This is a genomic window from Streptomyces sp. NL15-2K (assembly GCF_030551255.1).
In the GTDB taxonomy this organism is placed as follows: Bacteria; Actinomycetota; Actinomycetes; order Streptomycetales; family Streptomycetaceae; genus Streptomyces.
In genome coordinates this window covers 5,290,841-5,307,726 of the sequence record NZ_CP130630.1, presented here as the reverse complement: position 1 = coordinate 5,307,726, position 16,886 = coordinate 5,290,841, and the positions used below count along the sequence as shown (strand labels likewise).

The following is a 16,886-nucleotide window of genomic DNA, read 5'->3' as shown; positions in this document are numbered from 1 at the left end:
CACACTGCTCGAAATGACCGGTCTGCCGGGGTATTTGTCGACAACGAGAAGGGCCCCGCAGCAGGCTGCGGGGCCCTTCTCGTCAACCTGGGCGAAATCACCCGGATGTGGAGTTGTTCGGTCAGTCGGTCAGTCGGACAGCCGCTCGCCCGTGGAGGTCGAGAACACGTGGGTCTCGCCCGGCCGCGGCACGACGTGCAGCGTGGCACCCTTCTCCGGGACCGCGCGGCCGCTGACGCGAACGACCAGGTCCTTCAGGTCGTCGCCGACCTTGGCGCTGCCGTAGACGTAGCCGTCGGCGCCGAGCTCCTCGACGACGTTGACGGAGACGGCGAGGCCGGCCGGGGCGTCCTCGGTGTCCTTCGACAGGGACGAGGCGGCGGCGCCGTTGTGCTCGACGATGTCGAAGTGCTCGGGACGGACGCCGACCGTGACCGTACGGTCACCCTTGTCGGAGGCGGTCTTGAGGGCCTCGCGGTTGACGGGCACCACGCTGTTGCCGAACTTCACACCGCCGTCGGTGATCGGGACCTCGACCAGGTTCATGGCCGGGGAGCCGATGAAGCCGGCGACGAACAGGTTGGCCGGGCGGTCGTACATGTTGCGCGGCGAGTCGACCTGCTGGAGCAGACCGTCCTTGAGGACGGCGACCCGGTCGCCCATCGTCATGGCCTCGACCTGGTCGTGGGTGACGTAGACGGTGGTGATGCCGAGACGGCGCTGCAGCGACGCGATCTGCGTACGCGTGGACACACGGAGCTTGGCGTCCAGGTTGGACAGCGGCTCGTCCATGAGGAAGACCTGCGGCTCACGCACGATGGCGCGACCCATGGCGACACGCTGACGCTGACCACCGGAGAGCGCCTTCGGCTTGCGGTCCAGGTACTCGGTCAGGTCGAGGATCTTCGCGGCCTCCTCGACCTTCTGCCGGATCTCCGCCTTGTTGACGCCGGCGATCTTGAGCGCGAAGCCCATGTTGTCGGCGACCGTCATGTGCGGGTACAGCGCGTAGTTCTGGAACACCATGGCGATGTCCCGGTCCTTGGGCGGCAGGTGCGTGACGTCGCGGTCACCGATGCGGATGGAGCCGGCGTTCACGTCCTCGAGCCCCGCGAGCATGCGGAGCGAGGTGGACTTGCCGCAACCGGACGGACCGACCAGAACGAGGAACTCCCCGTCCTCGATGTCGATCTCGAGAGCGTCGACGGCGGGCTTGGTGGAACCCGGGTAGATCCGGGTCGCCTTGTCGAACGAGACAGTGGCCATGGTGATGGGCCCCCTTCTACCGGCAGGAACGTGCCGGACGATCCGTTGTAGGAAGGTGGTGAGCCGTCCCGGACAGCGCCCGGGAAGGTTGGTGTAGTCCACGCGTGCGAACTGGGTCAGGACGGTACCTGGCGTTTGCCTGGCTGTCAGTACTCCGGGACATGTGAACTTCGCGGAAATTTTCGACAGGGGCAGAGCACCGGCTTTTTGACCTTGCCTTGGCCAGGACAGAGCAACTCACTTTTGACCTTGCCCTGAGACTTCCTGCTTCAACGCCCACCGCCGACCACGCGCAACCCTGCCGAGCTGCGCCTGACCGGTCTTACACGGACTCCACAGGCATTCCGGCCGACGGCCCATCGGTCCGTACCGCACAAGCCGCTCCTACGCGGCTTCCAGCAACCGCAGCCCCTCATCCCGGAGATTCACGGCCGCATTCACATCCCGGTCATGGAGCACACCGCAGCCGGCGCACGTCCACTGCCGAACCGAGACGTCCAGCCTCGGCCCCATCACATGACAGGCCGAGCACCGCCGGGTCGAGGGAAAGAAACGATCGACGACCACCAGCGTCCGGCCGTACCACTCGCCTTGTACCGCAGGTGCCGTAGCAGCTCGCCCCAGCTGGCATCCATGATCGCCTGGTTCAGCTTCGCCTTCCGCTGTCTCCCCTTGCCGCGCCCCGCACGCATCAGGGTCACGACGGACAGGTCCTCCACCACGAGCACTTGGTTCTCGTGCACGAGACGGGTGGTCAGCTGGTCCAGCATGTCCCTGCGTACGTCACCGATCAGCGCATAGAGGCGCGCGATCTTCTGCCTGACCTTCCCCCGGTTCCTGGATCCCTTCACTTTCCTGTGCAGCTCCCGCTGCAACCGCGCCAGCTTCTCCGCGTACCGCTTCAACAACCGCGGATGATCAAGCTTCGTCCCGTCGTCCAAGGTGACGAGAGACGCCAGACCCACATCCACCCCCACCGCCTTCGGCTCCCGCGAACCCGACACGAACACAGGAGGCAACGGCACGATCCGCTCCTCCACCAGCGTCGACACGAAATACCGGCCCGCCCGATCCCGCGTCACCGACAACCGAACCGGAACCACCCCGACGGGCAACGCCCTCGACCAGCGGATGTCCAACGGCTGCGACTGCTTGGCCAGCGTGATCAACCCCGTACCAGGCCGCTCCGGATCCTCGACCCACTTGAAACCCGTACGCACATACGTCGCCGCATCCCGCGACCGCCCCTTCTTCTTCCGCTTCGGATACCTCGCCTCCCCCTTGAAGAACCGGCCGTACGCCTGATCCAGATGCCGCAACGACTGCTGAAGGACAGTCGACGACACATCCCTCAACCACGCCGTCTCCTCGGCCCGCTTCCAGCCCGTCAGCGCCCGGCACGTCTCCGCGAACCCCACATTCACCCGATGCTGCTCCCAGGCCCCGGACCGCAGCGCCAGCCCCTCGTTGTAGACCCACCGACAGGCACCGAACGTCCGCCCCAACTGCTCGGCCTGCTCCTCGGTCGGATAGAAGCGGAACCGGTAGAGACGGTGGTGCGTGTCCGGCTCCTTGGCGTGGGACTTCAGCCGGGTCGCCTCACGCGTGTGGTGCTTGCGGCGGTCGCCGATGCCGAGGAGCTCGCGCTTGATGCGCTGGGCTTCCTCACCCTCCACCACTGTCGGTTTCGGCTCCTCCGCCGTCTTCCCCATGGACCCCTCCCCGACGATCCGATCTTCGGAACAGCACGTCAGACCGATCAACGAACGGGTGCACGGATGGTTACGCACAGTTTTGCGGTCGCGTGAGAGGAGAACTTCGTGGCTCGGGGAAACGGGCTCTGTGTAGAGTGGTGGCGCCTTCGCATACGGCGTTGTGGTATGCGTCGCCCCCTTAGCTCAGCTGGAAGAGTAGTTGTCTTGTAAACAACAGGTCGTCGGTTCGAACCCGACAGGGGGCTCCAAGCAGTACGGAGACGGTTGCCGAGACGGCGCTCGCTGTCATCGCCGGGCCAGGCGGTCCGGAATGCTCCGGGGGCTCCGGCCGACGCCCTGTGGGCCTACCCTCAGTAATGAGGGCGGGCGGAGGCCGGCCTCTCGACCGCTGCCCGCCTCGTGGAGAGGAGGCGGACATGAAGGCGCCAGTACGGCGGTCCGCGATCTTCGCCGGCGTGGCGACGCTGGTGGTGACACTCTGCGGCGGGACCGGCATCGCCCAGGCGGGTGCCGGGTCGGTGGTTTCCGCTCGTGATGAAGACGGTGAGCTGAAGTTGGGCTACGTACTGCCCGAGACAGGGCAGCTCGCCTTCCTCGGCCCACCGCAGATCGAGTCCCTGAAGTTCGCGATCAAGACGATGAACGACGCGGGCGGTGTGCTGGGCAAGCCGGTGCCGGCCGTGGTTTCCAGCGATGAGGCCGGTCAGGAAGCCGTCGCGGCCCAGTCCGCGGAGCGGGTCCTCGCCGCCGACGTGGATGCGATCATCGGCGCGGCGGCCTCCGGCATGTCCCTGGCGTTCATCGACCGGGTGACCGGAGCCGGAGTGGTCCAGTGTTCCGGTTCGAACACCGCACCCACCTTCACCGATTACGACGACGACGGGTTCTACTTCCGCACCGCGCCGAGCGACGTGCTGCAGGGGCCGGTCCTGGCGGGCGTCGTCACCGGGGACGGCCATGAACGGGTGGCCGTGATCGGACGGGCCGATGACTACGGTCGCGGCCTGGTGGAGGCCACCAAGAGCGGGCTGGAGGAAGAGGGCGCGACAGTACCGGTCGCGGACACCTACGACCCGAAGGCCACGAACTTCGACCAGGTCGTGCAGAAGGTGCGGGATGCCCGGCCGGACGCGGTCGTGGTGATCGCGTTCGAAGAGGGCGTACAGATACTGCAGGCCCTGATCGAGGCCGGCCTCGGGCCCGACCGGATCGGCGTGTACGGCGCCGACGGCCTTCGCAGCGAGGAACTGGCCTCCCTTGTCGCCCCGGGCAACCCGGAGCGACTGGCCGGTATGAAGGGGACGGCCCCGTCCTCGGGGGCCAATGAGCAGTACGTGAAGGACCTCAAGGAGTTCGCACCCGATCTGAAGGAGCTGCAGTTCGCGCCACAGGTGTTCGACTGTGTGACGACCATCGGGCTCGCCGCGGAGAAGGCGGGGACGGACGATCCGCAGAAGATCGCGGACGAAATGGTCGGGATCACCAAGGACGGGGAGAAGTGCAACACCTTCGCCGATTGCAAGAAGCTGATCGCGGCCGGCAGGGACATCGACTACGACGGCGTGAGCGGTCCGCTGGAATTCAGTGATGCCGGCGAACCGAACCGGGCCACGATCGAGGTGTACGAATACGACGACGAGGGCGTGCTGCGCACCCCCGTGCGTACCGAAGTGAGCACCGGCGAGTAGTACGGCCGGTAGGACAGATGGGATAGATAGGACCGGTAGGACCGGTAGGAGGAGAGTCAGCGGACGCGGGCCAGGGTGCCGAGGTAGAGCTCGATCACCCGCGCGTCGTGCAGCAGTCGCGCACCCGTCCCGGTGTACGCGTTGCGGCCCTGGTCCAGGACGTAGCCCCGGTCGCAGATCTGCAGGCATCTGCGGGCGTTCTGCTCGACCATGAGCACGGCGACCCCCGCGCCGTTGATCTCCTTCACCCGATCGAACACAAGGTCCTGATGGGTCGGGGACAGCCCCGCGGACGGCTCGTCGAGCAGCAGCAGCCGTGGCTCCATCATCAGCGCGCGGGCCATCGCGAGCATCTGCCGCTCGCCGCCGGACATCGAGCCGGCCTTCTGCTTGCGGCGGCTGGCCAGCACGGGGAACAGCTCCTCCATCGCCGCGGCCCGCCGTGCGTAGTCCCCGGGCCGCAGATAGATCCCCATCCGCAGGTTCTCCTCGACGGTCAGCGCCGGGAAGACGTTCTGCAATTGCGGTACGTAGCCCACGCCCCGGAGCACCTGCTCGTGCGCCGGCAGGCCGGTGACGTCCTCGCCGAGGAGCCGTACCGTCCCGGCGCGGACGCGCAACAGGCCGAAGACCGCCTTGATCAGGGTCGATTTGCCTGCTCCGTTGGGGCCGATCACACCGATCAGCTCGCCCTCCCCCACCTCGATGCTGCACCCGCGCAGTACATCGACGCCTGGCAGGTATCCGGCGACGATGTCGTCGGCGGCCAGTACCACCGGTACGGGGCGGGTGCGTTCGTCGGCTGCGGCGTGTTCGTGTTCGTCGGCGGACATGAGTCACTCCCTGTCTCCGGCGTCTCCGGCGTCTCGGGCGTCTCCAGCGTCTCGGGCGTCTCGGCGGTCTCCGGCGTCCTGCGCCGGGTCGTCAGTCGCCTCCGGCTCGTCGTGCCGTTTGCCCAGATAGGCGTCCACCACGGCGGGGTTCTCGCGGATCGAGTGCGCCGGTCCCTCCGCCACCAGGCGGCCGTCGGCCATGACGGCCACCCAGTCGCTGATGCCCATCACCACATCCATGTCGTGCTCGACGAAACACACGGTCAGTCCCTCGTCCCGCAACTCGGTGATGTGCCGCAGCAGGGACTGGGTCAGCACGGGGTTGACACCGGCCGTCGGCTCGTCGAGCAGGACCATGACGGGCCGGGCCATCAGTGCGCGGGCCAGTTCGAGGAGTTTCCGCTGTCCTCCGGAGAGCGTGCCGGCGTAGTCGTCGCGCACGCCTGAGAGTCGGAACCGCTCCAGCAGTTCGTCCGCCCCGCGCCCGACCTCCCGTTCCTGCCCGCGCCACAGGGGACGCAGCAGGGCGGGCAGCAGCCGCTCGCCGCGCTGGTCGGTGGCCGCGAGCATCATGTTCTCCCGTACGGTCAGCCGGGCGAGCGTCCTGGGAAGCTGGAACGTACGGACCAGGCCGCGGCGCGCCACCCGGTAGGCGGGGCGGCCGGTCAGCGGGTGTCCGTCGAACGACCACCGGCCGTCGTCGGCCCTGTCGAAGCCGCTCACGATGTTGAACAGCGTCGTCTTGCCGGCGCCGTTGGGCCCGATCAGCGCGGTGATGGCGCCGCGCTGCAGTTCCAGATGGTCGACGCGCACGGCGGCGAGTCCGCCGAAGTTGCGGCTCACCCGGTCCATGACGAGCAGCGGATCGGGCTTGTGCACTCCCGGCTCGGGTGCGATCCCGGCAAGCCGGCCGGCGATGGCAGCGGGGGCTGACGCCGGAGAGGTGGGGGAATGATCAGCGTTCACCGAGCAGCATCTCCTTCCGGCTGCCGAGGATGCCCTGCGGCCGGAACACGATCAGCAGGATCAGCGCGAGGCCGACCAGCGCGAAGCGCACCGCGCCGACCTCCGAGGTGCTGATCAGCTCCGGCGATATGTAGCCGGCGTCGATGGCCTGCCGCAACGCGCTGTCGAGGAAGGTGAGCACGAACCAGAACAGGACCGAGCCGACGACCGGCCCCAGGATCCGGCCGGCGCCGCCCAGCACGAGCAGGGTGTACAGGAAGAAGGTGACGGCCGGGTCGAAGCTGTCGGGGTTCACCGACTGCACCTGGATCGCCTGCACCATGCCCGCGAGGGCTCCGATCACGCCCCCCAGCGCCAGGCTCTGCATCTTGTACGCGTAGACGTTCTTGCCCAGGCCGCGGGCGGCGGTCTCGTCCTCACGGATGGAGCGGACGACGCGGCCCCACGGGCTGTGCACCAGCAGCGCGAGCAGCGTCCCGACCACGGCCACCAGCCCCCATCCGACGATCAGTACCCACAGGTCCCGGGAGTTGAACTCCACCAGCCACACGCCGTAGGTGCCGGGCGGTATCGGGTTGAGGTCGTAGAAGTCGCCCGCGAACCGCTGCAGACCGAACACGCCCCCGGTGACGGGTTCGGCCCAGCTGGAGCGGTAGAACAGCCGGAGCGTCTCTCCGGCGGCGATGGTGGTGATCGCGAGGTAGTCGGCGCGCAGCCGCAGGGTGGGGATGCCGAGCAGAAGGGCGAGTACGATCGCGCAGCCGATCCCCGCCAGCACGCCGAGCCACATGTTCCCGTCGTACGTCGCCACCGTGACCGCGAGCCCGTACCCGCCGACCAGCATGAAGCCGACCTGGCCGAAGTTGAGCAGCCCGGTGTAGCCGAAGTGCAGGTTCAGGCCCATGGCGGCGAGTGCGTAGATGGCGGCGATGGGACCGAGGCCGGAACGCAGGGCGTCGGAGACGATGACCGAGAAGTCCATGACCCGCCCCCTCACCCCATGCGTTCCCGGCGGCCGAGGATGCCCTGCGGCCGGACGAGCAGCACCACGATGAGGACCAGCAGCGCCCAGGCGTACTGCAGGTCGACCGGGAACCACAGGGTGGATACCTGGGCGACGATCCCGATCACCAGGCTGCCCACCATCGCGCCGTAGGCGGAGCCCAGCCCGCCCAGGATGATCCCGGCGAACATGAGCAGCAGCAGCTTGAATCCCATGTCCCAGGTGATGATCTCCACCAGGCCGAAGAAGACGCCGCCGAGGGCGGCCAGGGCACCGGCCAGCATCCACACGACCAGCACCACCCGCTGTACGTCGATGCCCGAGGCCTCGGCGAGGTCGCGGTTGACGGAGACGGCGCGTACGGCCGTGCCGATCCGGGTCCTCTGCAGCAGCAGGGCGAGGCCGAGCAGCACCAGCGCCGAGAGCAGGGTGACGGTGAGGTCCCGCGGGGTGATGCCCACCGGGCCGAACTCGATCGGGCTCTGGATGTCGTATTGCGCGAACGAAGCGGGACGTGTCCCGTACAGCACGAGAACGATGTGGCGCAGCAGCAGCGACAGGCCGATGGTGACGATGAACAGGTTGATCATCCCGGTGCCGCGTGCCCGGAGCGGGCGCCACAGGCCGCGGTCCACGGCTCCGCCCAGCAGTGCCCCGGCGACGACCGCGAGGGCGGCGGCCGGGACCAGATGCCACCGCGGTCCCGCCGCGGACGCGTTGAGGAAGAACGCGAAGGTGGCGCCGATCGTCACGAACTCGCCGTGCGCGAAGTTGATCAGGTGGATGGTCCCGAAGACCAGCGAGAGCCCGACCGCCGTGATGGCGATGATCACACCGAACTGAACACCGTCCATCAGTGCCTGCAGCAGCCGCGCGGCGAATCCCCGGCCGCGCGGGACTTCCTCACCCTGTCCCCGGGCGGGGGATGCGGACACCATCACCAGTGCCAGGGCGAGGGCCGTGAGAAGAACCCGCGGACAGCGCATGATGTTTCCGGTACATCCGGACATGCATTCGGATGTCATGTGTACGGATGTTGTATGTCCGGATGCCCGGACACTCCGTGTTACTCAGTGTAAGTGCAGTGACCAGGCCGGGCTCGTGTTCCCAGTGGCTCGCGCTCCAGGTCAGCGACCAGCGGCAGCTCTCGTATCGCCGCCTCGGAGATGCGACTCACCAGCGCCTCGGCGAACCGTTCCGCCCGCAGCACCCGGAAGGGCCGGCTGTGGTACGGGCGGGTGGCCGGGTCGACCCGGTCCGTCAAGCCGAGCCCGTTGTGCAGGTCGGCGACCGTCTCGTAGGCCGCGGCGAGGTGCTGCTCACGGGTGTGCCAGTCCGTGGCCGCGAGGGCCGCCGTGAGGGTCGGGGTGAGTCGGGCCCCGGCCGGCGTACGGGCGAAGGCGCTGCCGAGCCACTTGCTGTACGGCGGGTAGCGGCGGTCCATCAGGAGGCACAGGCGCATCAGGTCGCGGACCTGGCGGGCGGTGACGACCGCGGAGCCGAGTTCGTCGCCGACCTCGCCGCAGCGGCCGACGAAGGCCTCCTCCTGGGAGAGGCGCTGCCACAGGCAGGCGAGGACGTGCAGCCAGAGGTCGTGGGGATACCAGCGCAGGGCGGTGCGTGCGGGGGTGAGGACGTCGAGGCCGTCGTGGAAGACCGCGCCGCCGGTGACTTCGGCGAGGAGCTGGGTGGGGGTGGCGAGCCAGTCGGTCGGGGTGATGGGGGTGGTCGTCGGGTCGAAGCCGAGGGTGGCGGTGAACCAGGCGGAGGCGTGGGTGACCTCGACGCGGTGGTGGACGGGGCCGTCGGTGTGGCGCATGACGCGGATGTCGTTCGCCTCGCCGGTGGGAGCGAAGTGCGTGGGGTAGCCGTGGAAGGTCTTCGGCAGGCGCTCGGCGAGCAGGTGTGTGATGCGGTCCGCATGCCGGGAGACGTCACCGGAGCGGAGGAAGAGCTGGAGGCGCGGGTCCCATTCGTGGTCCGCGGAGCGGGCGGTGTCGAAGCCGAGGACTTCGGAGCCGCTGCCGAGGCGGGCGGCGGAGTGGGGGATGCCGGGGGCGGCCTCCTCCAGTAAGGGGCGCACGGCTTCGGTGTAGAAGCGGCGGCAGAGTTCCAGGCCGGGGATGAAGGTCGGCATGTGTTCGTGACGCTCCTGCTGGCAGTCATGCCCGTTGTTCAGTTTGTTCAGTTTGTTCAGTGATTGATCATGTGCGATGCCTTCAGGAGTGCTTCGTCCGTGAGCCGGTACACCGTCCACTCGTCCTGAGGACGGGCGCCGATGGACTCGTAGAAGGCGATCGTCGGGGCGTTCCAGTTCAGGACCGACCACTCCAGGCGGGCGTAGCCGCGGTGGACGCAGATGCGGGCCAGTTCGGACAGCAGGGCCTTGCCGTGGCCGCCGCCCCGGGCGGTGGGGCGGACGTAGAGGTCCTCGAGGTAGATGCCGTGGACGCCGCGCCAGGTGGAGAAGTTGAGGAACCAGATCGCGTAGCCGACCACCTCGTGGGTCGTGTCGTCGACGGCGAGGTGGGCGTAGGCGGCGGGGCGTTCGCCGAAGAGGGCCTCATGGAGCTGGTTCTCGGTCGCCTTCGCCTCCTCCAGCGCCTTCTCGTATTCGGCGAGTTCGCGGATGAGGGTGTGGAGGGCGGGGATGTCGGCGGGGGTCGCGGCGCGGATCACGGTGGCTAGCTCCGGTGGGTGCGTAGGCGGCGGGCGATTTCCAGTTGTCGGGGTTCCGCTGGGCGGCCGTCCTCGATGTCCCACAGGGCGTTCTGCAGAAGTCGGCCCAGCGTCCAGGCGTGGGCGCGGGCGCGGTCCAGGCCGAGGACGTCCGTCATGGCGTCGAAGCGCCAGGTGATCTCGTCGGCGTCGAATCGGTTGTCGAGGGCGGGCCACAGCTCGAAGCCCGGATCGCCGGCCAGCGGTTTCGGGTCGATGGCGAGCCAGGGCGCGCGGTCGCAGGCGAGGACGTTCTCGTCGTGGAGGTCCCAGTGCAGCAGGCGGTCGCCGGGTTCGTCGATGACCTCGCGTACGGCAGCCGCGCAGTCCGCGACGAGGCGGCGGGTCTCTGCGTCCGGGATGCGTTCCAGTGCCCAGGGCGTCTGGTCGAGCATGGCCTGCGCGATGTCGCCGAGGCGGCGCATGCCCTCGGGTGCCGGGGTCGACGTGAGGTGGGCCAGCAGGCGGGCGATGACCAGGACGGCCTCGCGGGTGTCGGGTAGACAGGAGAGCATGCGGGAGGAATCGAGGCGCTCCAGGAGCATGGTGCCGGTTGCCTCGTCGTGGTCGAGGAGGCGGACCGACCCGTCGCCGTTCCAGCTGCGCAGGGCGACGGGTTCGCCGACGCTCTCCTCGTCCAGCAGTTGCAGCTTGAGGACGGCGGGGGTGCGGTCCGCGCGGACGACGGGCAGGACCAGGGCGGAGACGCCGTGCATGGGGCGTCCGTCGGCCGTCAGTTCCCAGCGGTCCAGGAACTCGGCAGCCAGCTCCGGCAGTCGGGCGATGAAGGCCTCACCCGCCTCGCCGTTGTACTTCGCTTGTGCGGCCGCCAGTTCCTCCGGAACGTCGATCATGGGGCGGACCTTACCGGCGGGCGGGGCGTGACCTCATGTGATTAATCGGGGCAGCGCTGACGGTTACCGGTCATGGCTCCAGGACGACCTTCCCAGTAGTCCCGCGCGTCTCCAGCGCCCGGTGGGCGGCGGCTGCCTCGGCGAGCGGGAAGCGCTGTACGGCGGGGGTGAGGCGGCTCGCGGCGGCTTCGGTGAGGGCGCGCAGTTCCAGGGTGCGTACGGGGTTGGGGCCGCCCGCCTTCCGCATCATCACGGGGCCGAGGACCTGCTCGGAGACGCCGTCGACGAGGTAGGGCTTGCCGTCGTGCAGGCCTTCGCCGGACCAGCCGAAGACGATGTGCTTGCCGCCGGGGGCGAGCAGGGCGGTGGTTTCGCGGGCGACCTCGCCGCCGACGCCGTCGAAGACGACGGTGGCGGTACGGCCGCCCAGGTAGGCGCGGATTTTGTCCGGCCAGGCCGGGTCCTTGTAGTCGACGGCGAGGTCGGCGCCGTTGGCCTGCACCTGGGCGACCTTGGCCGGGCCGCCCGCGAGGCCGATGACGGTGGCGCCGGCGTTCTTGGCGTACTGCACGAGGAGGGTGCCGATGCCGCCGGCGGCGGCCGGGATCACGGCCACCGAGTCGGGGCCGAGCTGGGCGAACTGCAGGATCCCCATCGTCGTACGGCCCGTGCCGATCATGGCGACGGCCTGGGCGGCGTCCAGGTTCGCCGGGATCTCGTGGACGCGCTCGACGTCGGTGACGGCGAGTTCGGCGTAGCCGCCGGGGGCGAAGCCGAGGTGGGCGACCACCCGCTTGCCGAGCCACAGGTCGGCGACGCCCTCGCCGAGGGACTCGACGGTGCCCGCGACCTCGCGGCCGGGGACGGTGGGCAGGGACGGCGGCTCGGGCAGGGGGCCCTGCATGCCCTCGCGCAGGGCGGTGTCCAGGAGGTGGACGCCGGCGGCTTCGACGGCGATACGGACCTGGCCGGGGCCCGGCACCGGGTCCTCGACCTGCTCGTAGGTGAGGTTGTCGGCCGGGCCGAAGGCGTGCAGGCGGATGGCGTGCATGTGGGGTCCCCCATCGGAAGTTTGTCCGGGAAGCCTGGTTGGGAACCCCACTGTTCAACCTCAAGCATGCTTGAGGTCAAGGGAGTGACGGCCGAGCGCCAGCGACACCGCGGTGAGGGCGCTGTTGAAGGTGACCTCGGACAGGACCCCGGGGGCGGCGACCTGGTCGCCCGCGAGGTAGACGCCGTCGCCGCGGTCGATGGCGGGCCGGTCGCGCCAGCTGGTGCCGGGCAGGTCGACGGCGCCCGTACGGCCGCTCGCGACGGCCTCGCGCCGCCAGGTGACGCGTGCGCGCCAGCCGTCGAAGGCGAGGTCGAGGAGCTGCTCGGCGCGGGCGATGCCGTCGTCCTTCGTCTCGTGCGGGGCGATCGGGATCTGCCCCTGGATCAGCTGCTCGCCCGCGGGGGCGAGGGACCGGTCCTGGGCGGTGAAGCGCTCGATCCACCCGGGGGAGTCGAGGTCGCAGACGGCGAAGGCGTCCCCGCGCCGGGTCCGCACGGCGAGATCGATGAGAGCCGTACGACCGCTCGTCCAGGTCAGCGAGTCGTCGCCGAGGAGACCGCGGGCGGCGTCGAGGGAGGTGGCGACGACGACGGGCGTGTCGGTCGGCACGGTGTCGACACGGGACAGGGTCTCCAGGCGGACGCCGAGATTCCACGCCCGCGAGGCCATCCGGTCGATGAGGCTGCCCCAGCCGCCGCGCGGGTAGTGGGCCTCGGGCGGGAGCTTGGTGGCGCGGCGCAGGCGTTCCTGCACGAAGGCGGCGGACAGGGCTCCGGGGTCGTGGTGGAACAGGGCGACGGCGGAGTAGTGGGCGGCGGCGCGGGCGCCCTCCTCGCCCGCCTGCTCGGTCGCCCAGGTCAGGAAGTCGACGTCGACGGGCGCTTGTCGGGCGCTGCGGCGCAGCAGCTTGAGCAGGGCGAAGGGCGGGGTGCGGCGGAGCACGCCCTTGTGCCGAAGCCGCAGCCGGGCCGCCTCCAAGGGCGGGATGGGCGCGAGCGGCCCGATCAGATCACGCTGCATGAGCCAGGACCAGTGCGGGCCGCCGTTGTAGAGGGCGTGGGGTCCTTCGTTCGTCTTGTACGGCCCCTCGGCGGTCCGGGCGCGTCCGCCGAGCGTGTGATGGGCTTCGTACACGGTGACCTTGGCGCCCGCCTCGGCGGCGGTGATGGCCGCGGTCAGTCCGGCGAAGCCGCCGCCGATGACGGTGATGCGGTGCATGGCTGGGGGTCTCCCTCGGGTCGGGGTCGCCTGTCAGTGAGTAGGACTGCCTGTGAGTAGGACTGCCTGTCAGTGAGTAGGACCGGTCGAGGGGGCCGGAATGTGACATGGGGGCTGTTTTCGCAGGTCGGGAGCGGCTGCGGGAGGGGCACGGGAGGGGTTGTCAGTGGTGGGGTGCAGCATGGGGGCATGGTGAGGCGAGCGACGAATGCGAACGGCGGGCGACGGGGAGTGCTGCGGGGAGCGCGGCGGCCGGAGGTGCGGCTGCCGGCGCTGGAGCCGTACGGCGGCGGGGGGTTGGCGCCGGACGGGGACTATGACGGGCTGGAGTTCCGGGAGGCGGACTTCGCCGGGCAGGACGGGAAGGGTGCCCGTTTCATGGACTGCGCGTTGACGGGGTGCGCGCTGGACGAGACGCGGCTGTCCCACGCCCGCTTCCTGGACTCGGTCCTCACCGGCATACGGGGCGTGGGCACCGACCTCGCCGAGGCGACCCTGCGCGACGTCGAGCTGGTCGACGCCCGCCTCGGCGGGGTGCAGCTGCACGGATCCGTACTGGAGCGGGTCGTGATCCGCGGCGGCAAGATCGACTACCTGAACCTGCGCTCGGCCCGCCTCAAGGACGTCGTCTTCGAGGGGTGCGTGCTGGTGGAGCCGGACTTCGGGGGCGCGAGGCTGGAGCGGGTGGAGTTCGTGGACTGCGACCTGAAGGGAGCGGACCTCAACGGGGCGACCCTCGTGGACGTGGACCTGCGCGGGGTCGCTTCGCTGGAGATCGCCCGGGGAGTGGACCGGCTGAAGGGCGCGGTGATCAGCTCGTCCCAACTGCTGGATCTGGCACAGGTGTTGGCGGCGGAGATGGGGATTCGGGTGGAGGACTGAGAGGGCTGGGGGGCTGGGGGGCTGGGGGCCCGCAAACGCCGTCGGCCGACGACCCTCCCCTTCGGGGAGACTCGTCGGCCGACGGTGCGAGAGCGAGCCCCGACCCGGTTGACCAGTCCCTGACTAGCCGACCTTCTCGAAGATCCACGCCTGGTAGGGGTCGCCGTACTCGGGCGCGAGGGCCACGCGCGGCGGGAAGATCCTCAGCAGGCTCATACCGAGCCGCATGGGGGCGTTCGGCACCCCGATGAGGTAGGTGTCCGGGTCATTCCCGGGCAGCAGATTCCACGAGCGCCGATCGGGCAGCAGCAGCGCCGGTTCGTGCATGTCGGGCTCGCCGTCGTAGCTCACGGTCAGGTCCAGGTGAGCGTTGGCCGCCGTGATGGTGTGAAGGCCGTTGCCGTCGCTGCGCACCCGCCACTCCTGCGTGTCTCCATTCCCCCGGGGGAGCAGGACGAGGGGTGCACCGGGCGCCGGTTCCAGCGCGGTGAGCAGTTGCTCGTTGGTGAAGTTGATCCGGTAGAGACCGTCGGGAATGCCGGGTGCCATGTCGTGCCCTTTCGCCGAACCGTTCGGACCGCCACCGCGACGGCCCCCAGCGCGCATAGTTGCCCGCACGGCCACCTGGAAATCACGGACAGTGACCGTTTCACCCGTATAGAGGGCGTGGGCGCGCAGGGAGCGCGCAAGAGGGAGCCCGTCACCTCACTCTGGGGAACTTGGCCTGGAGGGTCCAGATCGCCGGGTTCTCGCCCAGGTCGTCGTGGAGATCGACCAGGTCGGCGATCAGGTCGTGCAGGAAGTCCCTGGCCTCCCTGCGCAGTTCCGCGTGGGAGAAGGCGAGCGGAGGTTCCTCGGCCGGCATCCAGTCGGACTCGATGTCCACCCAGCCGAAGCGGCGCTCGAAGAGGAGCCGGTCGGTGGACTCGGTGAAGTCCAGTTCCGCGCGTTGCGGGCGGGAGGCGCGAGAGCCGGCCGGATCCTGGTCCAGACGCTCCACGATGTCGCACAGCGCCCAGGCGAAGTCGAGCACCGGCACCCATCCCCAGGCTGTGGACAACTCCCGGTCCGCCTCGGTGTCGGCGAGGTAGACGTCGCCGCAGAAGAGATCGTGGCGGAGCGTGTGGACGTCCGCGCGGCGGTAGTCCGTCTGCGGGGGGTCCGGGAAGCGGTTGGAGAGGGCGTAGCCGATGTCGAGCACGTAGGTGATGGTGTCACGCGGGTCCGCCTAGGATCACTGGCGTGTCCCGGTCCGCCCCCGTTGCCCCGACCTGCGCTTCCGTCCTGCTCGCCCTCGCCCTGACCGCGTGCACCGGCGGCGTCCGGGGCACCCCGGGCGGCTCCGGCGTGGACGACCCGTACTTCCCCAAGTCGGGCAACGGCGGCTACGACGTCACGCACTACGACCTGAACCTCGCCTACGCCCCCGACACCCACCGCCTCACCGCCACGGCCACGCTCACCGCCCGCGCCGCTCAGGACCTCTCCGCCTTCGACCTCGACCTCCAGGGCCTGGACGTCGGCAAGGTCACCGTGGACGGTGAGGCCGCCCGCTGGAACCGAGCCGGGCAGGAGCTGACGGTGCGCCCGGCCGAGGACCTCGGCGAGGGAGAGACGTTCCGCGTGACGGTCCGCTACTCCGGCACGCCGGAGACGCTCACCGATCCGGACGGCTCGGAGGAGGGCTGGCTGCCGACCGAGGACGGCGGCGTGCTGGCGCTCGGTGAGCCGACGGGGTCCATGGCCTGGTTCCCCGGCAATCACCATCCGTCCGACAAGGCGGCGTACGACATCGCCGTCACCGTGCCACAGGGCCTGGAGGCCGTCTCCAACGGGGAGTTGACGGACGAGCGGAGCAGAGGAGGCCGTACGACCTACACCTGGCACACCGGCGAACCCATGGCAAGCTACGTCGCCACGCTCGCCATCGGCGACTACGACATCCGCCGCTCCACCACCCCGGCCGGACTGCCCGTGTACGTCGCCGTCGACCCGACCCGGGCCGAGGCGAGCCGCAAGGTGCTGGCGCGGATCCCCGAGATCCTGGCGTGGGCCGAGGACGCCTTCGGCCCGTACCCCTTCTCCTCCACCGGAGCGATCGTCGACCGCGACGGCGACACCGGCTACGCCCTGGAGACCCAGAACCGCCCGTTCTTCCCGGGCGTTCCCGACACCGCACTCCTCGTCCACGAACTCGCCCACCAGTGGTACGGCAACTCGGTCACGCCGAAGACCTGGCAGGACATGTGGCTCAACGAGGGCTTCGCGACCTACGCGGAGTGGCTGTGGGCGGAGGACCACGGCGGCGACAGCGCCCAGGAGACCTTCGACGCGCTCTACGACCACGGCGAGGACACCTACGAGGACCTCTGGACCTTCCCGCCCGCCGAGCCGCCCGACGCCGCCCACATCTCCGACAGCCCCGTCTACCAGCGCGGCGCGATGGTCCTGCACAAGATCCGGCAGACCGTCGGCGACGACGCCTTCCGCGCCATCATCCGGGGCTGGGCAGCCGCCCACCGCCACGGCAACGCGGACACCGCCGACTTCACGGCGTACGTGGAGAAGAGGGCACCGGCCGAGGACTTCGGCGGGGTCTGGGAGGAGTGGCTGTACGGGGAGGGGAAGCCGGGGCGGCGGTGACGGGCGGCCCGGGCAACCGCGCCCGCCTGCCGCTGCCGTGTCTCGT

The 16,886-nt window shown here is 69.7% G+C and carries 17 protein-coding genes and 1 tRNA gene; 4 read left to right on the top strand and 14 right to left on the bottom strand.

Annotated features, from left to right (window positions below):
* Positions 1 to 129: 129 nt before the first annotated feature.
* The 3 genes from ugpC to Q4V64_RS23640 all read right to left on the bottom strand — a co-directional run bounded on the left by ugpC (position 130) and on the right by Q4V64_RS23640 (position 2,978).
* On the bottom strand, positions 130 to 1,266 hold the full coding sequence (ugpC, locus tag Q4V64_RS23645; RefSeq protein WP_124441142.1) for a sn-glycerol-3-phosphate ABC transporter ATP-binding protein UgpC: 1,137 nt from the start codon (positions 1,264 to 1,266) through the stop codon (positions 130 to 132).
* 384 nt (positions 1,267 to 1,650) lie between these two features.
* Positions 1,651 to 1,833: a zinc ribbon domain-containing protein gene (locus Q4V64_RS55155; protein WP_253267053.1), complete on the bottom strand. Its 183-nt coding sequence runs from the start codon at positions 1,831 to 1,833 to the stop codon at positions 1,651 to 1,653.
* Complete coding sequence (locus Q4V64_RS23640) at positions 1,779 to 2,978, bottom strand: transposase (protein ID WP_253267054.1); 1,200 nt, start codon at positions 2,976 to 2,978, stop codon at positions 1,779 to 1,781. Before Q4V64_RS23640 ends, Q4V64_RS55155 begins: the two co-directional genes overlap by 55 nt.
* 175 nt (positions 2,979 to 3,153) lie before the next feature.
* Between Q4V64_RS23640 and Q4V64_RS23635 the strand changes: the two genes are divergently transcribed.
* Positions 3,154 to 3,229: transfer RNA gene (locus Q4V64_RS23635), tRNA-Thr, on the top strand.
* A gap of 168 nt (positions 3,230 to 3,397) precedes the next feature.
* Positions 3,398 to 4,669, top strand: coding sequence for an ABC transporter substrate-binding protein (locus Q4V64_RS23630; RefSeq protein WP_124441143.1), 1,272 nt, complete (start codon positions 3,398 to 3,400; stop codon positions 4,667 to 4,669).
* 56 nt (positions 4,670 to 4,725) lie between these two features.
* On the opposite strand, the gene Q4V64_RS23625 is transcribed toward Q4V64_RS23630, so the two are convergent.
* The 9 genes from Q4V64_RS23625 to Q4V64_RS23585 form a co-directional block, all read right to left on the bottom strand.
* Positions 4,726 to 5,502: an ABC transporter ATP-binding protein gene (locus tag Q4V64_RS23625; RefSeq protein WP_124441144.1), complete on the bottom strand. Its 777-nt coding sequence runs from the start codon at positions 5,500 to 5,502 to the stop codon at positions 4,726 to 4,728.
* A 3-nt stretch (positions 5,503 to 5,505) separates the two neighbouring features.
* Entirely contained in the window at positions 5,506 to 6,468 is a 963-nt protein-coding gene (locus Q4V64_RS23620; RefSeq protein ID WP_216377631.1) for an ABC transporter ATP-binding protein, read from the bottom strand.
* A complete protein-coding gene (locus Q4V64_RS23615) occupies positions 6,458 to 7,450 on the bottom strand; it encodes a branched-chain amino acid ABC transporter permease (protein ID WP_124441145.1) in 993 nt (330 codons plus the stop codon). The genes Q4V64_RS23620 and Q4V64_RS23615 overlap by 11 nt, the downstream gene beginning before the upstream one ends.
* An 11-nt stretch (positions 7,451 to 7,461) precedes the next feature.
* Positions 7,462 to 8,457: a branched-chain amino acid ABC transporter permease gene (locus Q4V64_RS23610; protein ID WP_124441146.1), complete on the bottom strand. Its 996-nt coding sequence runs from the start codon at positions 8,455 to 8,457 to the stop codon at positions 7,462 to 7,464.
* 80 nt (positions 8,458 to 8,537) lie between these two features.
* On the bottom strand, positions 8,538 to 9,608 hold the full coding sequence (locus Q4V64_RS23605; RefSeq protein ID WP_124441147.1) for a DUF4037 domain-containing protein: 1,071 nt from the start codon (positions 9,606 to 9,608) through the stop codon (positions 8,538 to 8,540).
* 56 nt (positions 9,609 to 9,664) lie between these two features.
* Positions 9,665 to 10,150 (bottom strand): GNAT family N-acetyltransferase, encoded by a 486-nt coding sequence (locus Q4V64_RS23600; protein ID WP_124441148.1) that lies wholly within the window; start codon positions 10,148 to 10,150, stop codon positions 9,665 to 9,667.
* 5 nt (positions 10,151 to 10,155) lie between these two features.
* Positions 10,156 to 11,043 (bottom strand): aminoglycoside phosphotransferase family protein, encoded by an 888-nt coding sequence (locus Q4V64_RS23595; protein ID WP_124441149.1) that lies wholly within the window; start codon positions 11,041 to 11,043, stop codon positions 10,156 to 10,158.
* 70 nt (positions 11,044 to 11,113) lie between these two features.
* A complete protein-coding gene (locus tag Q4V64_RS23590; RefSeq protein WP_124441150.1) occupies positions 11,114 to 12,094 on the bottom strand; it encodes a zinc-binding dehydrogenase in 981 nt (326 codons plus the stop codon).
* Positions 12,095 to 12,154: 60 nt separating this feature from the next.
* Positions 12,155 to 13,315 carry an FAD-dependent oxidoreductase gene (locus Q4V64_RS23585; protein ID WP_124441151.1) on the bottom strand — a complete coding sequence of 387 codons (1,161 nt, stop codon included), beginning with the start codon at positions 13,313 to 13,315 and terminating at the stop codon, positions 12,155 to 12,157.
* 189 nt (positions 13,316 to 13,504) lie between these two features.
* On the opposite strand from Q4V64_RS23585, the gene Q4V64_RS23580 reads away from it, so the two are divergent.
* A complete protein-coding gene (locus Q4V64_RS23580) occupies positions 13,505 to 14,197 on the top strand; it encodes a pentapeptide repeat-containing protein (protein ID WP_172629273.1) in 693 nt (230 codons plus the stop codon).
* A 123-nt stretch (positions 14,198 to 14,320) separates the two neighbouring features.
* Here the strand turns inward: Q4V64_RS23580 and Q4V64_RS23575 are convergent, their stop codons facing one another.
* Positions 14,321 to 14,746 (bottom strand): RICIN domain-containing protein, encoded by a 426-nt coding sequence (locus tag Q4V64_RS23575; protein ID WP_124441152.1) that lies wholly within the window; start codon positions 14,744 to 14,746, stop codon positions 14,321 to 14,323.
* A 151-nt stretch (positions 14,747 to 14,897) separates the two neighbouring features.
* Complete coding sequence (locus Q4V64_RS23570) at positions 14,898 to 15,398, bottom strand: hypothetical protein (protein WP_124441153.1); 501 nt, start codon at positions 15,396 to 15,398, stop codon at positions 14,898 to 14,900.
* Positions 15,399 to 15,439: 41 nt separating this feature from the next.
* On the opposite strand from Q4V64_RS23570, the gene Q4V64_RS23565 reads away from it, so the two are divergent.
* A complete protein-coding gene (locus Q4V64_RS23565) occupies positions 15,440 to 16,840 on the top strand; it encodes a M1 family metallopeptidase (protein ID WP_124441154.1) in 1,401 nt (466 codons plus the stop codon).
* Positions 16,841 to 16,886 lie beyond the last annotated feature (46 nt).